Source organism: Variovorax sp. GW821-FHT10D07 (assembly GCF_059415325.1).
The window spans coordinates 202,311-224,198 of sequence record NZ_JBWKMZ010000013.1; the positions used below are offsets into that span (position 1 = coordinate 202,311).

A 21,888-nucleotide genomic window follows, 5' to 3' on the forward strand; every position below is an offset into this window, starting at 1 on the left:
TCAGACCCCACCCTCCGCGGCAGCGGGTCTGACCGAAGACCGCGAATCCTGCAGCAGACCTCCCAACGACTGGAGTTGTACTTCCAGCCGGGCGTCGAGACCGCCCTCGGGCGAGCGAACGATGCAACCGCCCAGAAGGATCTCGGGATCCGCAATCCACTGGATGTCCTCGTTGGCGAGGACCTGCACATGTGCGGACTCGCGCTGCACGGCGGCGAGATCGTCGGGATGCAGATGCACCGCTACCAAGCGCCTTCCACGCAGCGCGCGCACAGACTGCAGCAGTTGGGAACGCAAACCTTCGGGCGTTGCGGCATGTTCCCCAAGGATTCGACACACTGCCTCGAACGACAGTGCCAGCATGTCGTCTTCGACGGCCGCGAGCCGCTCCTCGATGCGCTGTGGCAACGCCTCCAAGAGCTGGGTCAACACCTTGGCACGGGCCTGATACGCGGCCTGCGCCTGCTGTGTCAGCTCGCGGCCCATCTTCTCCGAGCGCTCGGCAAGCTCCTGCTGTGCCTTGGCGCTCGCCAATTCGCTGGCCTGTCGCGCTTCCTCAGCGGCCTTTGCGCGGCCTTCGGCAAGGCCTTGGGCCAGCCCCGCGTCGTATCCGCGGCGAAAGCCCGAGTCCTCCCCCGAAGGGGCGGCAGTCGGCGCTGCACTTGCGGTGGCGAGGCCTGGGACAGACGGGGAAGTGGACGCTGGTGGCGTGGTCGGCAATATCGCCGACGAGGGCGACGCGCTACCAGCCGCAGGAGAGCGCTTGGCCGCCAACTTCAGCGCAGCTTCGTCCTTCGGCGCAGATATCCCAACGGCCGCATGGCGAGGCCTACCGGGCGAGACCTGTCCCTGGAAGACAACATCGCGCAGCACCCGCGCCGCCGGCTCAGGCGCGTCCACCGCGTCGTGGAGCGCTCTGTCGCGAGGAAGCGAAGGTGTCATCGCTGCGTACTCCGACGCGCTCGACGCTGGGCCCAAAGGCTTCCCACCGAGTGCCGGATCTGCTGCCAAGGCGAACGGATGGATTCGGACTCGGGCGCCGATCGCACGTACCGCGCAACCTCGGCGATGAGGGCCGCGCGCATCGCCGGCGGCACGGATTGCCTGACGGTTGGCGGTGTGGACAGCGCCTCTTCCAGGCGCCTGCGCTGCACCGGCTCCAGCGCTTGGATCAACTGGGGCTTCCATGGCCATGGTGCCATGCGCAGCCATTGGACGATCAGTCCGACCGGCTCCGCGCGCAAACAATCAACGGCCCGCTGAACGCCCACCGCGTCGAGCGCCATGAGCCTGGCCTCGTCGGTTTGCTCTGGGGGCTCATCGAAGTCGATGCCCGTCGTGGCCTGCGCAACGAGTGTCGCATCCCGCTCGATGCCCAGCGCCTCGAGTTCCGCCAGCAAACGGTGCATCGACGCCTGCTCGCTTTCCGACAGCGCGTTCAGTACCCACACGCGATCTTCCGCATCCATGGCATGCAACAGCAACGCCGCGTGACGCGCGCCACCCGACTCGGAGACACCCGCACCCAAGTGACGACTGCGCTCGAGGCCGCCCGCTTGTCCGGGCGAACCGACGACCGAGCCTCCAACGAGCGACATCATCCGCGGCCTCCGCGGGTGTTGACCGTCCCACCAGCGGTGATCGCGTCCGGCTCGTTCAGCCATTCGCGCACGCGGCGCAACGCCGCAGCGCGCTCGGCGTCGGTCATTGCCGCACCAGTCGGGGCAACCGTCGGGGCACCTTGAGCCGCACGTCCAGTGCTACGTTGATCACGCGCCCTGGCGCGCCACAGCCATAGGCCTCCCCCCGCCAGCACGGCACCTCCCACGATCCAGCGCAGCCATCCCATATCGCCGGCATCCGTCGCGACAGCGGTTGTGGGCGCAGCGACGATCTCCTCATCGATCGCCACCGGCACGGATCCCGCTCCTGCCTTTGCACCTGCGTCCAATGCCGATGTCATGGGCACGCTAGACGAGGTCGTGGCTGGGTTCGCCAGTGACTGGACGACCACCGTGTCGCCTCGCTCGAGCGAAGCCCCTACCGCTGCGGCGATCACCTTGCGCAGTTGCTCTTCCTGGACGGCATCGAGCGCCTTGCGCACCACGGCAACGACCTGGACACGGCGAATCGAGCCCGGTTGGCTCACGACCTGCTCGACCCGGCGTCCCACCGCGTACTCGACATCACGCTGCGCACTGCCAGCGCGGGGACCGCCCATGTCGACCATCCGGCTGTCGTTGCCCGCGTTGTCGCGCAGCATCTCGCGTTCGCGCACGATCACACCCGTGGACTGAAGGCCGGAGCGCGAAGCGGCAGGCAGCACATCCTCCGTCGTGGTGCGGATCTGATCCATGTTCAGGGTGACGTCAACGCTGGCAAGCGCCTGTCCAGCGCCAAAGCTGCGGTCCAGCACGGCAGTCACCTTGCGGGAAAGATAGGCCTCCGTGTCGCGCTTGAGGTCGAGCCGGGCACTGTTCAAGTCGAACTCGCCGCTGCCAGCCTCGGCCCTGGTGAGCGCCACTCCATGGCCATCGACGATCGTGACGTCCTGCGTCGCCATGCCAGGTACCGCCGCTGCAACCAGACGCTGCACACCCGTGATCTGCTCCGGACGCAAAGCTTGGCCCTGGCGCATCGTGAGTGTGACCGAGGCCTTGGCCTTGGAGGTCGCCTGCTTGAAGAGCCCCTGCTCCGGCAGCGCAAGCAGCACACGGACCTCGCGCACCTCGGACAGCGATTGGATGGTGCGGGTGAGCTCGCCCTGCAGTGCACGCTGATAGTTGATCTTCTGCGCGAACTCGGTCATCCCGAAATCCGTGTTGTTGAATAGCTCCAACCCCACCGCCCCCTGCAGCGGCAGTTCCTTGCCCATCAGCTTGATGCGCGTGGCATGGACCGTCGCCTTGTCGACGAGGATCGCGGTGCCGCTGTCGCCGAGGCGGTACGGGATCTTCAACCGTTCGAGCTCGGTCGTCATCGCCTGCGCATCCTGCGGCTTGAGATCCGAAAAGAGAACCTGGTACTCCGTATGGAACACCCACCACGCGGCTACGCCGACCGCGATAACGATGATCAGGACACCACCGATCAACCCCGCGCGAGCGCGGTGCGTCAAACCTTGCCAGAAGTTCATATCGGCATCTTCATGATGTCTTGATACGCCTCAAGCAGCCGGCTTCTGACCTGCATCATGACCTGAAACGACAGGCGGCTTTCCTCGAGATTGATCATGAGTTGGTGCAGGTTCTGTGCGTCACCGACAGCCAGTTTCTGCAGCCCGATCTCGCCTTCGACCAACTTGCTGTTGATCTGCGTGATGCCGTCGGACACCATGCGGCCAAAGGAACCTGGCGCCGACACGCTGGCAATGTCCTGAGCGCTCGACATATCGACCGCGCCAGCAGCACCGCCTGCCTGTACGGCAGGCAACGCCTGGGTGCCGGCGACCATGGACTGCGCCTGCGGAGAAAGCGCCGACAGGGCTTCGACGGGCAGAAACGTGTTCATGCGTTGCTCCCGATGTCCAGAGCGCGCAACGCGAGCGTGCGCGTTGTGTTCATGGCCGACACGTTGGCCTCGTAGGCACGCGTGGCGCTCATCATGCTGACCATCTCCGTCGCGCTATCCACCGCAGCGTAGGCCACGTAGCCCTTGTCGTTGGCCAGCGGGTGCGTCGGCTCGTAGACCAGGCGCGCAGGTGCATTGGTCGGCACGACCTGCACCGTCGGTGCCGATGCCGCGCTCGTATCGGCATCCAGACCTTGGGCAACAAGCGCGCCGAACGCAGCTGCAACGCCTCCGCCAGAGCCCACCGGCCCGGATCCGCCCGCCTGGGCAATGACGCGAAGTGGCTGATAGCTGACACCTCCCACACCCTGCACCGTGTTGGCATTGGCAAGGTTCAACGCGGCCACATCCACGCGTGTGCGCTCGATGTTCATGCCCACGGCACTGATGGCGAAAGACTGGCTGTAGTCCATGGCTGTACTCACTTCCTGCCGTCGCCGGCAGCCATTGAAAGAATCGAAAAATGCCGCGACAGGCCCTTGACGAGCGCCTGGTAATGGACAGCATTGCGGGCCATCTCGGCGGCCTCCACATCGAGTTGCACCTGCCCCGCAGCACCCGTTTCGTCCACGGCCGGTTCGATGCGCGGGCGAACTTGCGCAAGTGCGAACGCGTCGATGCGACCCGACTGCTCCATGCTGCGCTGGACCTCGACCATCTGAGATTCAAAGCTCACACGCTGCGGTACGTAGCCCACGACGTTCGCGTTGGCGATGTTGGTCGCGATCGCCTGCTGGCGCATGCTGGCTGCGTCGAGCGCGAGCGCGAGCGCCGATCGGGTCACTGCTTCGATTCCGTCAGTCATCCTTGTCTCCACATACCGAGAAAATTCATGAAAGTCTTCGATGGGGTGTTGGGCGGCGAGCGGCGGCTACTGGACAACCAGCTCGCCGTGCAAGGCACCGGCGGCCTTGACTGCCCGCAGGATCGAGATCACGTCACGGGTGCTGGTCTTCAGGCGCGCCAGCGACTGAACCAGGTCCGATACGGTGTTGCTGCCACTGACGAAGCCGGTTCCGTTGGCTTCCTCCACATCGACGCGCGTGTTGGTCACGATCGCCGTGCGAATATCGGGCCCGCCTCCGATCACGTTGTAGGGCTGGGAGGCTGTGTTCTGGCTGGAGATCGCGATCTTGATGTCGCCATGCGAGATCGCAACACGGGAGATTCGCACGTCCCCTCCGGACACCACAGTCCCGGTGCGTTCGTTGATCACAACCTTGGCGCGCCGGTCTGGCTCCACGGTGACGTTCTCGATGCGGGTAAACAAGCTCACGAGTTGGTCGCGCTGGACCGGAGGCACCGCAATCTCGATTCCCGTGGCGTCCCGTGCCTTCGCCAAGCCGCCACCGAGTTGCTGGTTGATCGCATCAGCCACCCGACTTGCCGTCGTGTAGTCAGGCTCCGAGAGAACGAAGGTCACGTTCTGGCGCTCGTCGACCATGTTGGCGTTGACGCCCACCTCGACCGTCGCGCCGTTCGGGACGGAGCCAGCCGTCGGGTGGTTCTTCTGAACCACGTTGCCGTTCGCGTCATAGCGATAGCCCCCCACCGAAAGCGCGCCTTGCGCGAGCGCATAGACGCGGCCATTTGCGCCCTGGAGCGCGGTGACCAGCAGGGTCCCGCCAACAAGGCTGCGCGCATCACCGGCCGAACTCACCGTCACATCCAGGGTGTCGCCCTCGCGCGCAAAGGTGGGCAACGAGGCGCTGACCATCACCACGGCCACATTGCGGCTTTGCACCGCCTCCGGCGGAATGGTCAGGTTGAACTGCGACAGCACGTTGGCTAGAGACTGGCGCGTTGTGCGGTTGGATGGCGAGTCACCCGTGCCCGCCAGACCCGTGACGATGCCTGTGCCGACCAGCGCGTTGTCTCGCCAGCCCTTGAGCTTGCCGAGATCCTTGACACGCACGGCGTCCGAAGCCGTCGCTGCATATGCCGGGACGCCGACAGCCAGCGCGAGGCTGGCCAGCACCAGGCAAGTGCACATCGTGGTCACAACGCCGGAGATCGACTGGCGAGGGGGGAAATGGGCAAATGCCCTCAGGACGAATCGACGCATCACAACCCCAGCCAATCGAGAATTTTTCGCCACGCGCTGCGACGTGCCCGGTCGGAGACATCCCCCTCGCCCACGTAAGTGATGCGCGCGTCCGCCAAGCGCGTCGAGAGCACGACGTTGCCATCGGAGATGTCCTGGGGACGCACACGCCCTTCCAGATTCACCTTCTGCAGCTCATCGTTGACCGTGAGAAGCTGTTCGCCCGCGACGCGCAGCTCTCCGTTGGGCAGCACGTCTTTCACAGTGACAGTCAAGGTAGCGAGCAGCTTGTTGGTGCGTTGCGTGCGCCCACCGCCATCGAATTCGCCGCTGACGCCGATACCCAACGTGCCCACGACGCGGTTGCCTGTCTGGGTCACGGAGCCGGCGATGTCGTTCGCGCGGCGCGTGCCGGTGTTGGCGCTGGTGCTCGCCGAGGAGTTCTCGAAAACCTGGATGGTGAGCGAGTCGCCAACGCGAAAGGCCTTGTTGTCGGCCGTGAGCGGCCGGAAAGTGCCTTCCTGATAAAGGCTTTCCGCCACAGCAGGCAGGTGCACACACGCCATGGCGGTGCAAACCATCGCCACCCGTAGTGCCTGTCGGGATCCGATCCTCATGGCTGGACCTCCACCCGGCCTGGTCCTGTGACGCGCGCAAGCACCTCACCGTTGGAGCCGGGCACCTTCACCCGGACGAACTGACCTGCACGACCGTCCTGGAGCACCTCGACACGGCTTTCGACCGATACGTCGCCGCTGCGCGCCAACAGTTGCGCCCAGTTGCCTCGCGTGACCGAGGGTGCGGCCTGAAGATGGGCGTCGGTCAGTACCTCACCCGCCTTGAGTTGCTTGCGCAGCCGTTGTGCGCTCACGGCAGATTCGGCTGCAGACTCTGCACCCTCGATGCGGACGGCCCGTCCTCCCTGAACGGCCGTGAGGTCCACCTCACGTGTCTCGGTCGCGCCCCTCAGCACGACGCCATCGACTTGCGCACCTCCCGCCATGGGAGCGGTAGCCACGGTGGCCTGCGCCCAGGCATTGACCTCGAACGCAACAGCCGTGCTCCGGATGAAACGGTCGTCGACCCAGGCGTCGACCCAGACGAGCATGCGACGCGAGGGCTGCGCCTGGTCCGCGATGGGACGCACGCGCAGGACCGGCTGCCCCGCCGGCAGCACCAAGTCTCGCGCCGTGGAAACGGCCTGGACCTGCGCACGAACGCTGCGCTGCTTGAGCCAGTTCAGCAACGACGCCTGCGCGGCGGCGACCACTGCCTCTCCAGCCAGATCCTGCGCCGCACTCTCGATCACGGTTTCGCTGGCGCCACCCCATTGAACGAAAGGCAACCCGTCGGCGTTGGCCTGTGCGCCACTGCGGAGCTCCACCCAGCGCACGATCGTGTCGCGATCGACAGCCACGGGAGAACCCGGCCGCGGCGCGGAACCGATGGGCAGCGCCATAAGTCGACGCAGCGACGCCAGATCCGGACTCGTCAGATACGCGATATCGCCAAGCCGCACGTTGACATGGTCCACCTGAACCCTGGGGCGCAGCTCGATCGAAACGATCGGATTGACCTGGGGGCCGGCAATCGCGCAGCCGGCCGTCATCATCCAGATCGCGGCGACCGAACTCAAAGCGATGCCCAACGCGCCGCAGCGCCACGTCATCGGACTACTTGCGAAGGCCATTGATCATCCCGAGCATCTCGTCGGACGCCTGCATCACCTTGACGTTGGCTTCGTACACGCGCTGAGCCACCATCAGATTGACCATCTCTTCATTCAGCTTGACGTTGGAGCCTTCCAGAAAACCCTGTGCAAAGCTGCCCATACCGTCCTCCGCAGCCTTTCCCGCGATCGCATCGCCCGAACCGGTGCTCGAGCGATAGAGGTTGTCGCCCTGGGGCAGCAGCGCTCCTGGACTCGTGAAACGCACCAAGTCGAGCTGGCCGACCTCCACGGGCGTGCTCTGACCGGCGACCTGTACACGGACGCGACCGTCGGCATCGATCTGCATGCTCTGTGCGTTGTCGGGCACTGCAACGTTGGCCTTCAGCGGATAGCCAGCGGATGTTGCAAGAAGCCCGTCCTTGTTCACCTTGAAGGTGCCGCCTCGCGTGAAGGCGCTCGAACCATCAGGCATGGTCACTTCCAGGAAGCCTTCCCCCTGGATCGCGAGGTCCCAGGCCGACTCGGTCTTCTTCAGGTCACCCAAGTCGAACAGCTTGGACACCGACGCGATCCCAACGCCTGCCCCAAGACGGTTCTCGGCGCCGAGGATGCCCGCTTCGTCCGCCACGGGTTGCAGCCTGCCGGCTTCTCGAACCATCAGGTCCGAGAAACCGACCTTGCCCTTTTTGAAACCGGCCGTGTTTACGTTGGCCAGGTTGTTGGCGATGGTGTCGACGTTGAGCTGCTGCGCCTGCATGCCAGTCGCGCTGATGTAGAGGGCATCAAACATGAAAGATGGACCTTGAGGTGAATGGGTGAACGTGCGGACGGAATTCAGGACAGGTCGCCGAGCTTGCGCACAGCGGCGCCGATCATTTCGTCATAGCCCAGCGCCACGCGCTGCATCGACTCGAAATGCCGCATCGACTGGATGAGTTGGGTCATTTCCTGCATCGAGTTGACGTTGGAGTTTTCGACAAACCCTTGCCGCAGCTGTACATCGGCATCGGCGACCTGTACCGGTGCCGCATCCGTTCGCAGCAGGCCGCTACCCAGGTGCTCGAGATGGACCGCTCCTTCAAAGCGCACGACCTTCAACTGGCCAACGGGGGTGGTCTCCAAGCCACCACCCGGCTTGCTCTCGAAGACCTGGCCGTTGGCATCGATCACCGGGTTTGGACGACTCAGCACGATCTCGCCGCCCACGCCCATCACCGGCTGGCCCTGTGCCGTCACCAGCCTGCCGCGTGCGTCGAGCTGCCAGCTCCCGAGTCGCGTGTACGCTGGGCCGGCATCGGTGGAGACTTCGAAGAAGCCCGGCGCCGTGAGTGCCACGTCGAGGCTCTGGCCCGTGGTCTTGAGCGTCCCCGCATGGTCGTCGGTCTGAACCATCAAGGAGCCGGCCACCGCCAGCGCTCCCGGAATGGAGCCCGGTGTGGCCGTTGCGCCAGTCCCGCCGGCGCGCCGTGCCGCATCCGCACCGCGCATGGCGCCGGCAAAGCCGCCAGCACCCACGGGAAGGCTGCTCGCCACTTCCCGCTTGTAGCCCGGGGTCGTGGCGTTCGCCATATTCATGCTGATGCGCTCCAGGCGCGCCATGTCCTGCTGCATGCCGTTGAGGGTGATGGCCAGAACGTCGCTCATCGGATTTCTCTTGTCTCGATCAAAGTTGCACGATGCTGAAGGACTTCAGCTCGACGGTGTGGGGGACCTCGGACATCGACAGGACGCGCAGGTGCGGCATCACCCGCTCCGACAGCGCACGCACGTGACGACGAAGCTCCGGTGCGCACAGCAGCACCGGGAGCAGATTGCTCTTCATCATTCGCTCGGCCTGCTGAACCAGGCGCTTCATCAACTGCTCGGACATGCGAGGGTCGAGCACGAAGCCCTGTGCGCCTGCCGAGTCGGCAGCGGCATGGATGCTTTGCAGGAACTGGCTCTCAATGGCGGGATCGAGCGTCAGCACCTGCAAGGCATTGGCCTCGCCCAGAAGGCCCTGGCAGATGGCATGACCGAGGCGCTGCCGCACGATCTCGGTGAGCTGCCCCGACTCGCGCGTGGTTCGACCGGCGTCCGCCAGCGTTTCCAGGATCGCTTCGACATGGCGAATCGACACCTTCTCGCGCAGCAGGTTCTGCAGCACCTTCTGGACATCGCTGGAGGACAGCACCGTCGGGATGAGTTCCTCGACGAGCCCGGGCTGGTTCTGACGCACGCGTGCGAGCAACCGATCGACCTCCGCACGGGTGAGAAGCGTCGCCGACTCACGCCGCAGCATCTCCGTGAGGTGCGTCATGAACACCGTAGGCGCGTCCACCAGCGTGTAGCGCGCCTGCGTGGCGGCTTCGCGCTGGTTCTCCTCGATCCAGAGCGCCGGCAGTCCATAGGTCGGATCCCGGGTCGGCTCACCCGGCACGGACTTGGTGTCGCCGGAGGGATGGATTGCCAGCAGCCGATCCGCTCGAGCCTCTCCCTTGCCCACCATCACGCCGTCCAGATGGATTTCGTACCGGTCGGCCGACAGGCGTGCGGAATCCTTAAAGCGCACGCGCGGCAGGACCAATCCGAGCTCCTGCGCATGCTGCTTGCGAAATGTGGCAACGCGCTCCATGAAGACGCTGCCGGGCTGGTTGATCACAGGCACCCAGTTGCTGCCGATATGCACCTCGATCGGCTCCACCTGCAGTTGGGCATAGGGATCATCGGATTTGGCGTCGTTGGCGCCATCGCCGTCTTCCGACGCACTCACTCCATCCGCGCCAGTTGCCGAGGCCCCTTCGTCGGCCTTCAGGCGAGCGCTTCGGTAGAGCATCATCGACGCGAAGAGAAAGCAGACGGCCAGAGCCAGCGTGGGCACCGCGGGAATGCCGGGCAGCAAGATCAACCCGCCCAGCGCCATCGCCACCAGCATCAGGGTCTTGGGAAAGGAACTCACCTGCCGCAGCGCTTCGCGGCTGAGGTTCACGTCCGAAGAGGAGCGCGTGACGATGATGCCGGTACCCACCGCGATCACGAGCGCCGGCACCTGGGTGACGATGCCGTCTCCAATCGTGAGCAAGGTATAGGTCTGCAGCGCCTGCCCCCAGGGAAGGCCATGCTGCATGACGCCAATCACCAAGCCGCCAATGATGTTGATCAGCAAGATGATGATGCCGGCGATGGCATCGCCCTTCACGAACTTGCTCGCGCCATCCATGGCACCGTAGAAGCCCGCTTCCTTTTCGATGTTCTTGCGTCGACGTTGGGCTTCGGCCTGGTCGATGAATCCCATGTTGAGGTCGGCATCGATGCTCATCTGCTGGCCCGGCATGCTGTCGAGCGTAAAACGCGCCGCCACCTCCGAGACGCGCTGGGCACCGCTGGTGACCACCACGTACTGGACCACGATGAGGATCAGGAAGACGATCAGCCCGATGACGTAGTTGCCGCCCACTACGAAGGCACCGATGGCGCCAATGACCCGACCGGCATCGCCATCCGAGAGGATCAGGCGCGTGGCTGCCACGTTCAGCGACAAGCGAAACAACGTCGCGATCAGCAGCAACGATGGAAACGTCGAGAATTCGACCGGGCGCGCCATGTAGAAGGTCAGCAGCAGCACCAGGAAAGCGAACCCGAAGTTGCTAAGGATCAGGAAGTCCAGCAGGCCACTGGGGATCGGTGCAAAAAGCACCACCAGAACACCCAGCACCAGAACGACGAGCGCGATGTCGCTGTGCTTTCCGATGACGCGACCCAGGGCGTTCACGCATGCGCTCCTGTGGCGGCGGCGCGCCCCTGGCGCTGCTCGCGCATGGCGAAGACCCACACGATGATGCGCGCGACTTGCGCGTACAGCTCCGGCGGGACCATGTGATCCACCGCGAGTTCCTTGTACAACCTGCGCGCGAGCGGCGGGTTCTGTACGACCGGGATCTGATGCCGTGCCGCGATCTCACGCATGGCAGCAGCCATGTTGCCCGCCCCCTTGGCGAGCAACTGCGGGGAGACCATGCGGCCATGCTCGTACTTGAGCGCGACAGCGATATGGGTCGGGTTGGTGATCAGTACGTCCGCATTGCGGGTCTGCCGCAACGCGACACTGCGCTTGAAGGTTTCACGGCGAAGTTCACGCAGGCGCGCCCGGATGCGCGGATCGCCTTCGCGCTGCTTGATCTCTTCCTTCATCTCTCGCTGGCTCATGCGCATCTTCTTGGCGAACTCGCGCTTCGTGTACATGAGATCGAGCAGTGCGATCAAGCCGAGAACCAGCGCCATCTTCAGTCCGATGCTCGACAGGTCATCGATCAGCATTCGTAGGTAGCCGACCGGCGACAGCGAAGCGAGCGCATAGAACTGCCCCGTCAGCGCCTTCAATGCGACATAGGCCACGAATACAAGCAGCACCAACTTGATCACGGCACGCGCGGTATCGAACAGCACGCGCATCGAGAAGACGCGCTTGAGCCCCTGCACCGGGTTGATGCGGTTGAAATCGATCTTGACGGGCTCCATGGAGAGGATCGGCCCCGTCTGCATCACATTGCCGATGATCGCCGCGAGCATGAGCGCCGCGAAGAACGGCGCCGCCAACGACAGCGCCGCACGCAACGAGTGCTCGACGAGAAACCACAGACCCGCACCCGAGGGATCCATGCGGGCAGCCTGGATCAGGAGGGCCATGTCGAATCGGAACTGGCTCTCGATCGACCCGAAACCACGCCAGGTCAGGTAGACGACCGCCACGCAGAAGACCAGCGCGGACACCACATCCACGCTCTTGGCGGCCTGGCCCCGCTCCTTTGCGCGCTTGAGCTTGAAAGGCGTCGCCGCCTGGTTGCGATCCAGATCCTGCTCGGCCATCAGCGCGCTCCCTGCGTCTTGGCGGGAGCGGCCTGGAAGATCCCGTCCCACGTTACGGCGATGCCCGAATACACCCGAGCCATGACGGCTCCGACACCTGTGAACCAGAACGACAGAGCCACCAAGCCGACAACGATCTTGACGGGAATGCCCATCGCGAACATGTTCATCTGCGGAAGGTTGCGTCCGATCACGCCAAGTGCGAACTCGATCAACAGGATGCAGAACACCACAGGGGCGACGAGGGCGAAGCCAAGGCTGAAGAGCCCTGCTGCCTGCTTGAGCAATGGGGCAACGGCGTACCCCACCGACCAGGACGCACCCACCGGAAACTTGTCCAGGCTGTAGGCGATGCCTCGCAGCAACGCGTGATGGCCGTTGAGAAGGAAGAACACCAGTACGGCCAGGTAGTTGAAGGCCGAAGTCAGGACCGGAATGGGTCTGTTCGTCACCGGATCAACGATCTGAGCCATCCCGAAACCCAGCTGAACGTCAAGAAGCTGGCCGGCAACAGAGAAAGCGCCGAAGGCCAACAGGATGCCCAGGCCGAGGGTGACCCCGAGCGCTAACTCACGCAACGCGGCAAGGAGCAGCTCGCTCCATCCCGCCCATTGCTCAGGCGGCGCGTTGAATCCACAGGCAAGAGCGATGGCGAGTCCGAGGATCAACAACGAGCGAACGCTCGCGGGAAGCGGCAACGCGTAGAAGACGGGTGTCATCGCAAAGGTCGCTGCGATGCGCAAGGCCACCAGACCGACGCCGGTGATCCATGCGGCGCCCACGCCGGGGGCCAGCACCGCCGCAGCGGATTGCAAATGAAGGGGGGTCACAAGAGATCCGCAGCGTCAGAACATCGCGGGAATCCCGCTCCAAAGCTGAACTGTGAATTGAGTCAGCTTACGGAGCATCCAGGGTCCAGCCACGATCAACACCGCACCCGCGGTGAACAGCTTTGGCACGAAGGTCAGGGACATTTCCTGAACTTGGGTGACCACTTGGATGATGCTGATCGCGATGCCTACCAGCATGGTCAGCCCCAAGAGAGGTAGGCACAGCAGCAATCCGGTCCAGAACAAGTCGGACATCATTTTCAAAGCCAGATCTGCATGCACCCCAGTCTCCCTATAGAACGAACTCGCTCGCGTCTGTCAGACAAGGCCGCATCACGAGATGTTCGAAGCGAATCCTAACATTCTTGCTCACATCGATTTGCAACACTTACATTTTAGAACTTTTCGATTACATTTTTGAGCGGATCAAACTTGCATCAAGGCGTCCTGCCCCTTCCGCGACCATGCGATGGGGCGCCCCGGCTGAAGGAGGTAGCACGATCTACCTAAACGATTTACATGTCATCCAACCTTTGGGGGGTTGCAGACCAGACCCAGCTCGGCCTGAGAAATCAGAAGGAGCGCGAATCTGGACAACGACGCGGCTTCGCCCCCCGGCACCGTCAAGCCGCTTGTCGGGCCCACTCATCGCCGGAGAGCACCTGGAACCATGAGTGGGCATTCGTTTGCTCGAAGTGCCACGTGATTCACCTAAAGTCGGAGAAAAGAGGGACGCTTTCAGCTAACCCATCTTCGTGAGGCAGGCCAGGCGCATCCGCATCCGGCGGAGATCTAGCAGGTAGGCGACGAGCGCTTCCTCGCTCTACCGGGCATCGATCAGAAGCGGGAATTACAAGCTCAACGTCCACAACCCCTCGATATCGGAAGATCGTGACGACCTAAAGAAAGAGAGCCTTGGCCTTCAACTCATCGCACACTCCTGCGACAGCACCCAGAGTTTCTTCACCCGCTTACTTGCGCTTCGCCTGCCAGCCGCGCTTCAATCGGCCTTCGTCATCTATTCATCAATGGGTATGGCCGCGCCGCCACGAACGCGAGGCGCCGCAGACACATACTTAGGCATTGACCACTGGATGGGCGCGCAGTCACCAGTACGGAGGGCGAAGGAAGCGCTTTTTTGCTCGGGGCAAAGTGACTCGAAACCTAAGATCAACAGAAAGTAGGATCAGGATGAGCAAATCTCACGAGGATGACCCCTTCGGGGTTGCCGCATGGACATCGGCGCAAATGGCGCAAATGATGCTGCGCGATACCGGGACTGTCCCTCCGTTTGGCATCGCATTCATCGACTCTGAGCTCAAGGTCGAAACTGTATTTCCTTTGAATGGAGCGCCCAAAGATTTCACGGTTAGTTGGCTCTTCGAACAAATACGTGAGCGCCTTTGTGCAATAGTCGAGCAGCACAACGTTCTGGCGGTCTCAACGACGTTGATCGATCCGGAAAGTGGTCGAGTGTTCGTTCAGGTTGAGCTCCCCGACGGCCCAAGGCGACCGTTTGTTTTTTTCCCCACCAAGATTGATGGCGAATGGTTCATAGGCGAGCCTGGGACAGAGTCGCCCGATCACCTTGTCGCAGCTCCGATATTCCAGCCCAGAACTGCGCATTAGCAGCAAGCGCTCGACTGCACCACATCTGCATAAGTCACAGGGACTGTGACCGCAGCGAGCGAGGGATCCCAAGGCCTGCTCGGCCAAAGATGGCTTACCACCTCGCTTGCATCGACCCTAGTACGACGGCACGGATGAGAGCATTGCTCAAAAGGACGATCCCGGCGAATTCGTCTGGCGGCGCTTGAATTGCCTGCTCTACGGCCCAATTGCCATTCACAAAAAAGATGCCCCGCTACACAGATTCGCCGAGCGTCCCCGCCGAACGACGCTCTCGGTGCAATTCGTCGAGGATGTCCAGAAACAGTTCGACACGCGTCGTCATCGGCCTGGAGGCTTCGGTGATGGCGGCGATGTTGTTGCTGTAGATGGGCCCTCCGGGCACTTCGGCCAGCGGATGCCGCTTCGCCACCAACTGCGCGTAGTGTTCAGGAAGAAGGCCGGCGTAGTTCCCAGTGGCGATCAGGATGCCGATGGCCTCCAGCCCGCCGGCATCCGGCCCGCGCTCGAAGCCGTGCTCCTCGAGCGTCTGCTCGACGAAGGGATGTGGCCGGTAGACCAGTGGCAAGGCGGCCTTACGGTTTCGCACTGCCCCCTTGGCGACGTACATGCGATGCTCTTCGACGAAGAGCTCGCGGTAGTCGAAGAGCCGCTCTTTCTTGTAGGTTCCGCGAATCGCCACCTCCACACTGCGCTCGCGTAACGCTTCACTCAATTGGCCATAACCAGAAGTTGAAGGGCGGCCAATGAAACGTGATGAGGTTCTTGCTGCCGTGGTCCAGTCGGCAGACCGCTTCGGAGCGGACAACCCCCAGCAACTCGCTTTTCTCAGGTCGCGACTGAGCCGGTGTGCACCCGCTGAGGTTTTTGCAGGCCTGTTCGGGGTCTTCGTCGAGAGTGCGCCCAAAGAATTTCGGTCTCAGAGGCAAGAGCTGGCTGGCAGATTGCTCGATACAGCAGAGCCGACCAAGGAATTTGACTTGGTCGAATGCATGCGAGCGTCTCTGCCAAGCTACGACCTCAGCGTCGAGCAACTTCCCCAGTATTTCGCCCGAGTGCTTGGGAAGCAGGCGGCAATCGATGCGCTCGCGTCTGTGCAAGCGACTGAAGGCCTGAGTGACTGCGAAATTGCTGCCGCGCGCACCATGCGATGGTGGCTGGGAGACCCGACGGCTAGGGACCAACCGTAGGCCCCTCCGTCTTCACCGGTCGCGGCCAAAGTCCGCTTGCATCGCGCCAATTTGAGGGTCAGGTTTGGAGAAATCCGCATAGCCGGTTTGGGCCCGTTCGCGATGCTGTCGCGACCGGCTACAGTCGGCCAAAAGCTGTCGTTCGCCGATCGCTCACAGTTGAACTCGCAATGAACCTCTCAAGGCATTTTGTCTCCCTATTTCTTCTCACTTTCTCGATAGCAGGACACGCCGTGGAGCCAACAGCGCCGCTCACAGAGCTTGAGGTCGGGGAATACGTCGCACTTGCGAAGCGTCCCAATCCCAAACACCTTGTGCTTCAGTATGTTCCGTCGCTCGCGGCGCTTTTGGCTCGCGCTGAGACCCTCAAGGGTGCACCACTGATGCAAGCTGAGGTTGAGAGGATCAGGGACCACGCCTCCGTGATGGTGGGAAATCTCCAGGCCGCACAAGCGGTCGAGGAGAAGCGGGGTTACAAAGATGTTCGCCCTGAATCAGCGTGGGAAGAGTGGAAAGTCCTCCGCACACAGCTTTCGCGTTGATCATCGCAGGAACACGATGACGGCCTGGTGCGGAACAACACTGTTCTTTCATCAACCCGCCATCGCGCTTACGTCGCGCGACGTGACTGGTTGCCGGTAAGCGCTGCAGCCAGGCACGGCACCGGCAGAATGCGACCACCGGCCAGAAGCGATCACTCGGTCATCCACGCAATCAAAAAGGAGCGAACGTGGTCTTCCTTGCGATCATCCCCACTGGCCTGACGGAAGTGCGTCTTGCAGCGGGTTCGGCACGTTTGACCTGATGCCGCTACAGAAGAAGGCTACGGCGCGCTAGAGGAGAAAAGCTTGCATACCCGAACAGCTAATTATTCGAAATTGAATTCAAACATCTGGAAAGACATTTTTTCTCATCTCGCTCCAGTAGGCAGAGTTTTTGCAGAGTGGAAAACAACCTCGGGGGAAATTTCCTACATGATTGTCCCTGACGCATCCAAGCTCGGAGATGAAACAGTGACAGACGATGATGACCTGCGATTTGATGAGATAGAGAGCTTGAAGGTCATGCAGACGTTGCGACCAATGGGGCAGTTAGTTGTCGCGAACGATGTTGATAGCTGTCGTCGAATACTAGTGTCGATACCCTATGTGCATGTGATGGAAATTCATGGCGGTATCGAGATAACTTTGAAAAATTAAAGGGCGGCACTGTCAGGGATTTTCGTCATTACTCAGGAAATTTGACTTGACAAGCTATGCACCACAAGGCGCTGGTGGGGCGTTAGGGAGCTTCGCTACGAATGTTCGCTACCGCAGATCGCGAATGACCGCAATGGGCCCGAAGCCGAGGTTCGATTCGCTCCAAAGCGGCCTATCGCCTAGTCATTCGAGTGGCGAGGCGAGGCAGATTGCCGACCTGTAAAAAGCCTCAAGCCTGGCGAGTTGCACGGCGCCATAAGTCCTCAAACTCTTCGAGGGACAGTTCGGTGAGGGCTGCATCCCTTTTCAGATTTTCTATACCGGACTCCGGAAATTCGGGACGGTTCGTGAAGTCATACTGCTCGTTGTTATGAGCGCTAGGGGTTGCCCACCACAGATCATGCTCAAAGCTGTTGATCATCCGAATGATCATGCCGTCATTGACTTCGCAATAGAAGAGTCCAGGAGTCCCTTCATGACTCTCGTTGTACGTTCGATAGTACTTGCGGATTGGCTGCATGAGTTCGAGTATGTTGAATGACGTACCGGTGATGGCCGAATTTTGCCCCACAGCGCGACTGACCGGTTGAATCCGCCGCCAACACCGGCCCTTCGCGAGGCACCTCAAGTGAGCGGCGCGCCAAAGCCCTTTTCCCACTCGCCAGCCCTGCGCCAGTGCAAAACTGTTGTCCGCACACTGCAGGCGCCATGACAATCCGGGCATGACGCATAACCCCCGCCGCTCGCGTGTCACGGCGGCACTCACCGCGACTTTCTTCCTTCCCGGTGTGCCCGGCATCGCCCAGGCTCAAGACACGCCGTATGGGGAGACTCTCCTAACCCCCACTCCCCCTTTTTCGAAGAGCACAGTGGTTGGAGAGTGGGACTTGCGTGAAGGCGTAGTTCCTGGGACCAAGTGTGGCTGGGCCATCCTGCAAGGGCCCCAGCCGAGCGAGCCTGTCCTGGTCCAAAATTGCGACATCTCCAGTGGCGTGGGCAATGGTTTGGGCCAACCGCTCAAGGAGGTGGCGCCACAGGTCTACCGCCTCGACAACTGGGGCCTTCGCCTCGCGCTCCAAGCGGATGGCCGGCTTGAAGTGCGGAGCGCCGATGGCCGGGTCTCCTACCTCGACCCGACTCCTGCGGCCAACAGACTGAAGGCGGGGCTGCTACCCTTCCCGATGCAGGAATAGCGACGCATAGCACCCAAGGGGGGCCGCACAGACTCACCGTGCGGGACGAAAGACCAGCTAGGAGCAATGGCAAAGTCTGTGCGGAGCCCCTTCGCGAAGGCTGCGCGTCGGGCTACATTCGGCCAGAGTCGGTCCTTCAACTATCACGCTCTGTAACGGAGGAATGATGCCCCGATGAAATCGTTTGCCGTTAAAAAATGGATGGTCGTGCTTGCCACTTCGCTTGTTTCGATCGAGGTGCTTTCGTACTTTGATCCATTGATGTTGCAAGCATCTGATTCCGCGACGATCGCTTGGCATCAAGTCGCCGCGCCCAGCGACAACGTTCTGCTAATCCGCGGCGACGAGGGCACTTGCGCGATTCGATTCACATCATTTCGAGCGGCCAGTGTCGCAAAGGCTCCCACCACGTTCAATTCAGGTGAGGAAACTTATTGGGCAGACTACGAATGGAGCTTCACTGACAGGCGGTCTAATACGGACACCCAGCGCGGAACTGGTCGTGCCACCAAGGGCGCACTTTTGGGGATCGGACGGTTCGCATTTGGTGGTGGTAGCCCTCACGTTCGGTGCGGACCGATGAAAGCGGCTTGGCTACCCCGTGGGTCGGTCTCTTTCTCAGACAAGGTGGCTTGCAAGTACGCTTCTTATCGTCTTGCTCCAACGCGATGGAAAAGCCTCTCAGAAGTCAAGCTTGACGACCCAACGATAAGGTGGTTCGAATGCGATGAACATCGAAAAACGTTCTACATTTCTAGTGGTGATCTTTGAGACCTGCGTCCCAACGACGGCTCTCTGGGTAAGACATCGATAGCCCGCTTTGGGCTCCTTCGCGACATCTGCGCGACCGGCTACAGTCGACCAGCCGCAGCCATTGCCGTGGCCGGGCCCCAGAGAAACTGGAAGTTCATGGAGATCATGAAATGGTTGGACGCCTGATGGGACGCCTTTTCTTATCGCTCGCAGCAACGATCCCTTTGGTTGCATTCGCGACTTTGCCGCTGCAAATGTCGCTCGCCGAAATGGCGGCGGGAGCCGATCATGTGCTCGTTGGCCACGTCGTCCACGTTGACATGGTCGACGGAAATGGCCTTCCCATCGTGGATGATCAAGCCCGTACGGGACCCGGTTTGAACAATGTCATACGTCTTCATGTAGCCGTCGACGAGACTCTGATTACGACCGCCGCACGAGTTCCAGAGAAATTGCTCGTACTACCGCTCGATCCGCTCATGCACTACAGCCTCGGGCAGGTTCGGTCCGCTCACCAGAACGATACAACCCCGCGATTGCTACTTTTGAAAGGCACGGATTTTTCCATCCTCAAGCCGGGCATCTTCTTTCTTCCATTGCAGGAAAAAGAAGAGGTGCTACGAGCGTATGGTGCGGCACACAGATAGGTGCGCAGTGTGCGACGGGCGGATATCGGCTACGACCAGGCGATCAAAAGCCTGCCCATTATGGTCTAAAGCCGAATTCAATTTGTGATATGGAAGCGTCTTCAATGAAGAATGAAAAGCCTCTTCTGGGGATGGCAACACCATCTTGGCTCATGTTGCTGCTCGGGATGCTGCTGCTCGCTGCTTGCGCCCATAGTGACAAGCTAGGAAAAGCCCCGGAGTGTGCTGCGCTCCTGCCTGCCTCTGGCTATTACCCTGCTGGAGCACTTGAACCTTCCGATGGGCGCGCGGATCGGTTCTATCGAGAGTGGTTTAGCGCTCATTTGACGGCCATGGGTGAGTTACCGATCACGTGCAACGATGCTGCAACGGAGTACCGCTTTCTCTGGCTGCGAACTTTCCATCATCCAATCGTCATAACGGTAACTATTGCAGACCGTCACGCCACGTTGCACGCCGTTGAGTTGGACGGCCAGGGCGGCTACGAACCAGGGCAGGTGCTGCGCCAAGTGACGCGCTTCTTTTCGGTAACAGAGCTGCAGACGCTGGAGCAAGTAGTTGCAGTTTCGAACTTACGCCAAATCCCTAGCGTCGAACCCTCTGGCATGCAGGTGACTGACGGGGCGCGATGGGTGCTCGAAATACGCGACCAAACAGGCTATAGCGTGATAAATCGCCAGTCCCCTGCCTCCGGCGCGATCCGGGACTTTGGGATGCACCTGCTCTCCCTGACTGGCTGGTCCTCCATAGGGCCCGTGTATTGATCCCTCCCGAATGAAGTTTGACTTTTTGCCGGCTAGCGAATGACGGCTTACGGCGACCGCTAGTCCAGCTTCGGGCCCAACTACGACCGTTGGGAGCTACTGCGACATGAAGTCGAATGCACTTCCGAACAAGGCGAACGGCCGTGCGCGTCGCTTGGCCCTCGGTCAGCATGCTCACTTCCATCGTCGCTTCCTCTGCTCGTATGGTGTTAGAGGCATTGCGTTCCGTGTAGTTCTACGTACCTGAGCTGTCGCAGACGAGCGGGACACAACGCCTCGATGCAAGCGCTGTCGGAAGCCAAGCTGCCACCCGAGGCAGTCGAACACTGAACTCTTGACGCCGGAAGCGCCAAGCATCATTTAGTGAGAAGGGAGTAGGAGAGCTCGGGAAAGTCCGATCCTAGCCAATAACGAAAGTCTAGCTGCGTGAGACCGCTTTCGAGTCAGAGTAGGAAGGCTGACCGGCTACCGGCGTCCTCGCGCACGGTGCTGACTACTCCTGCCCGACTGCGATTCCAGACCATGGTCTTGTACGCAAGCGGGCCGGCGGCGCACAGTTCGTCCTCCACACTACAAAGAACGAAGAAACTCCAGCAGCGCCGTGTTGACCGCTCCCGGCGCCTCCTGTTGCAGCCAATGGCCCGCGCCCGCAATGACGTGCGAACCCACTAACTTCGGTGCCAACGCTGGCATGGCAGCAACAATGCTGTCCATGCCCGGCATTGCGCGCCCCGGATCGCGCTCCCCAACCAAGTACAGCGCCGGTACCTCAACCTTCATCCCCTCGAAAGCCGCTTGCAGCTCCCAGTTCCGATCAAGGTTGCGGTAGTAGTTGAGTCCACCCCGAAAGCCGCTGCTCTCGAAACTGGCAACAAACTCTGCCAGGTCATCTGCGCCAAGCCAGGATGGCAAGGTCTGCGGATTTGGGATGCCGTCCAGCATTCCACCTCTGCGAGAGAGCATGCCAAACGGATTCGGCGTACAGGGATCCTCTCGTGGGCCAGCGTCTGCGGACGCGGCGAAGTAGATCTTGCGCAGTGTCGTTGCCACATCACGTTCGAACTCCTCCTCTGCAAGGCCTGGCTGTGCGAAGTAGTGCGTATAGAACCATGCGTCGTCGGTCTGCGGGAACAACTTGCTCGGCAGCAACGGAGCTCGCCCCATCAAAGGGACGCCCAGCGCAGCCACCGCTCGAAAACGATCAGCGCGAAGCAACGCGGCCTGCCAAGCAATGGTGGCGCCCCAGTCACCACCAACAATCACGGCTTGTCGCTCACCCAGGGCGTCAACCAATCCCACCAGGTCTGCGACCACATCCAGCGTGGTGTAGGCATTGACATCGGCTGGAGCGTCGCTGTGCCCATATCCACGGAGGTCGGGTGCCACCACATGGAAGCCCGCCTCAGCCAGCGCCGCGCGCTGATGCCTCCAAGCGTACGCCGTCTCCGGAAACCCGTGGCACAGCAGTACCAGCGGCCCCTCCCCTTGCTCGGTCAGATGCAGATGGAGGCCATTGACCTCTAGCATGTGTTCGCGTGCGGGCTTCATGATG

General features: G+C 61.7%; 24 protein-coding genes. 6 read left to right on the plus strand and 18 right to left on the minus strand.

Annotation, left to right across the window (positions count from 1 at the left end):
• The 15 genes from AC07PU_RS31570 to AC07PU_RS31640 form a co-directional block, all read right to left on the minus strand.
• Nucleotides 1-942, minus strand: a complete 942-nt coding sequence (locus AC07PU_RS31570) for a FliH/SctL family protein (protein ID WP_495322232.1) — start codon at nt 940-942, stop codon at nt 1-3.
• Nucleotides 939-1,601 carry a hypothetical protein gene (locus AC07PU_RS31575; RefSeq protein ID WP_495322233.1) on the minus strand — a complete coding sequence of 221 codons (663 nt, stop codon included), beginning with the start codon at nt 1,599-1,601 and terminating at the stop codon, nt 939-941. Before AC07PU_RS31575 ends, AC07PU_RS31570 begins: the two co-directional genes overlap by 4 nt.
• Nucleotides 1,598-3,136, minus strand: a complete 1,539-nt coding sequence (gene fliF / locus AC07PU_RS31580; RefSeq protein WP_495322234.1) for a flagellar basal-body MS-ring/collar protein FliF — start codon at nt 3,134-3,136, stop codon at nt 1,598-1,600. The genes AC07PU_RS31575 and fliF overlap by 4 nt, the downstream gene beginning before the upstream one ends.
• A complete protein-coding gene (gene fliE, locus AC07PU_RS31585) occupies nt 3,133-3,510 on the minus strand; it encodes a flagellar hook-basal body complex protein FliE (RefSeq protein ID WP_495322235.1) in 378 nt (125 codons plus the stop codon). The genes fliF and fliE overlap by 4 nt, the downstream gene beginning before the upstream one ends.
• Nucleotides 3,507-3,983 carry a flagellar basal body rod protein FlgC gene (gene flgC, locus AC07PU_RS31590; RefSeq protein ID WP_495322236.1) on the minus strand — a complete coding sequence of 159 codons (477 nt, stop codon included), beginning with the start codon at nt 3,981-3,983 and terminating at the stop codon, nt 3,507-3,509. The genes fliE and flgC overlap by 4 nt, the downstream gene beginning before the upstream one ends.
• A gap of 8 nt (nt 3,984-3,991) precedes the next feature.
• Entirely contained in the window at nt 3,992-4,375 is a 384-nt protein-coding gene (locus AC07PU_RS31595) for a flagellar basal body rod protein FlgB (protein ID WP_495322237.1), read from the minus strand.
• A 66-nt stretch (nt 4,376-4,441) separates the two neighbouring features.
• A complete protein-coding gene (locus AC07PU_RS31600) occupies nt 4,442-5,548 on the minus strand; it encodes a flagellar basal body P-ring protein FlgI (protein WP_495322238.1) in 1,107 nt (368 codons plus the stop codon).
• Between the two features lie 86 nt (nt 5,549-5,634).
• A complete protein-coding gene (locus AC07PU_RS31605; RefSeq protein WP_490875184.1) occupies nt 5,635-6,231 on the minus strand; it encodes a flagellar basal body L-ring protein FlgH in 597 nt (198 codons plus the stop codon).
• Nucleotides 6,228-7,304 carry a flagella basal body P-ring formation protein FlgA gene (locus tag AC07PU_RS31610; RefSeq protein WP_495322239.1) on the minus strand — a complete coding sequence of 359 codons (1,077 nt, stop codon included), beginning with the start codon at nt 7,302-7,304 and terminating at the stop codon, nt 6,228-6,230. The genes AC07PU_RS31605 and AC07PU_RS31610 overlap by 4 nt, the downstream gene beginning before the upstream one ends.
• Nucleotides 7,288-8,076: a flagellar basal-body rod protein FlgG gene (gene flgG, locus AC07PU_RS31615; protein WP_495322240.1), complete on the minus strand. Its 789-nt coding sequence runs from the start codon at nt 8,074-8,076 to the stop codon at nt 7,288-7,290. The genes AC07PU_RS31610 and flgG overlap by 17 nt, the downstream gene beginning before the upstream one ends.
• A gap of 44 nt (nt 8,077-8,120) precedes the next feature.
• The gene (locus AC07PU_RS31620; RefSeq protein ID WP_495322241.1) at nt 8,121-8,930 is read right to left on the minus strand and encodes a flagellar hook-basal body protein; all 810 of its coding nucleotides are present in this window, start codon (nt 8,928-8,930) and stop codon (nt 8,121-8,123) included.
• A 19-nt stretch (nt 8,931-8,949) separates the two neighbouring features.
• Nucleotides 8,950-11,037 carry a flagellar biosynthesis protein FlhA gene (gene flhA / locus AC07PU_RS31625; protein WP_495322242.1) on the minus strand — a complete coding sequence of 696 codons (2,088 nt, stop codon included), beginning with the start codon at nt 11,035-11,037 and terminating at the stop codon, nt 8,950-8,952.
• The gene (locus AC07PU_RS31630; protein WP_495322243.1) at nt 11,034-12,131 is read right to left on the minus strand and encodes an EscU/YscU/HrcU family type III secretion system export apparatus switch protein; all 1,098 of its coding nucleotides are present in this window, start codon (nt 12,129-12,131) and stop codon (nt 11,034-11,036) included. Before AC07PU_RS31630 ends, flhA begins: the two co-directional genes overlap by 4 nt.
• Entirely contained in the window at nt 12,131-12,961 is an 831-nt protein-coding gene (locus AC07PU_RS31635) for a flagellar biosynthetic protein FliR (protein WP_495322244.1), read from the minus strand. Before AC07PU_RS31635 ends, AC07PU_RS31630 begins: the two co-directional genes overlap by 1 nt.
• Before the next feature lie 15 nt (nt 12,962-12,976).
• Nucleotides 12,977-13,243 (minus strand): flagellar biosynthetic protein FliQ, encoded by a 267-nt coding sequence (locus AC07PU_RS31640; protein WP_490875191.1) that lies wholly within the window; start codon nt 13,241-13,243, stop codon nt 12,977-12,979.
• A 909-nt stretch (nt 13,244-14,152) separates the two neighbouring features.
• Here AC07PU_RS31640 and AC07PU_RS31645 point away from each other — a divergent pair.
• Nucleotides 14,153-14,590, plus strand: a complete 438-nt coding sequence (locus AC07PU_RS31645; RefSeq protein WP_495322245.1) for a hypothetical protein — start codon at nt 14,153-14,155, stop codon at nt 14,588-14,590.
• Between the two features lie 235 nt (nt 14,591-14,825).
• Here the strand turns inward: AC07PU_RS31645 and AC07PU_RS31650 are convergent, their stop codons facing one another.
• Nucleotides 14,826-15,497 (minus strand): LysR substrate-binding domain-containing protein, encoded by a 672-nt coding sequence (locus AC07PU_RS31650; protein ID WP_495322246.1) that lies wholly within the window; start codon nt 15,495-15,497, stop codon nt 14,826-14,828.
• Nucleotides 15,498-15,950: 453 nt separating this feature from the next.
• Here AC07PU_RS31650 and AC07PU_RS31655 point away from each other — a divergent pair, with 453 nt between their 5' ends.
• Both AC07PU_RS31655 and AC07PU_RS31660 read left to right on the plus strand, forming a co-directional pair.
• Nucleotides 15,951-16,322, plus strand: a complete 372-nt coding sequence (locus tag AC07PU_RS31655; RefSeq protein WP_495322247.1) for a hypothetical protein — start codon at nt 15,951-15,953, stop codon at nt 16,320-16,322.
• 306 nt (nt 16,323-16,628) lie between these two features.
• A complete protein-coding gene (locus AC07PU_RS31660) occupies nt 16,629-16,979 on the plus strand; it encodes a hypothetical protein (RefSeq protein WP_495322248.1) in 351 nt (116 codons plus the stop codon).
• A 229-nt stretch (nt 16,980-17,208) separates the two neighbouring features.
• Here the strand turns inward: AC07PU_RS31660 and AC07PU_RS31665 are convergent, their stop codons facing one another.
• The gene (locus AC07PU_RS31665; protein WP_495322249.1) at nt 17,209-17,745 is read right to left on the minus strand and encodes a hypothetical protein; all 537 of its coding nucleotides are present in this window, start codon (nt 17,743-17,745) and stop codon (nt 17,209-17,211) included.
• 601 nt (nt 17,746-18,346) lie between these two features.
• Between AC07PU_RS31665 and AC07PU_RS31670 the strand changes: the two genes are divergently transcribed.
• From AC07PU_RS31670 to AC07PU_RS31680, 3 genes are all read left to right on the plus strand, one after another.
• Nucleotides 18,347-18,943, plus strand: a complete 597-nt coding sequence (locus AC07PU_RS31670; RefSeq protein ID WP_495322250.1) for a hypothetical protein — start codon at nt 18,347-18,349, stop codon at nt 18,941-18,943.
• Between the two features lie 152 nt (nt 18,944-19,095).
• A complete protein-coding gene (locus tag AC07PU_RS31675; protein ID WP_495322251.1) occupies nt 19,096-19,572 on the plus strand; it encodes a hypothetical protein in 477 nt (158 codons plus the stop codon).
• Nucleotides 19,573-19,676: 104 nt separating this feature from the next.
• Complete coding sequence (locus AC07PU_RS31680) at nt 19,677-20,336, plus strand: hypothetical protein (protein WP_495322252.1); 660 nt, start codon at nt 19,677-19,679, stop codon at nt 20,334-20,336.
• 570 nt (nt 20,337-20,906) lie between these two features.
• Here the strand turns inward: AC07PU_RS31680 and AC07PU_RS31685 are convergent.
• Nucleotides 20,907-21,884 (minus strand): alpha/beta fold hydrolase, encoded by a 978-nt coding sequence (locus AC07PU_RS31685; RefSeq protein ID WP_495322254.1) that lies wholly within the window; start codon nt 21,882-21,884, stop codon nt 20,907-20,909.
• Nucleotides 21,885-21,888 lie beyond the last annotated feature (4 nt).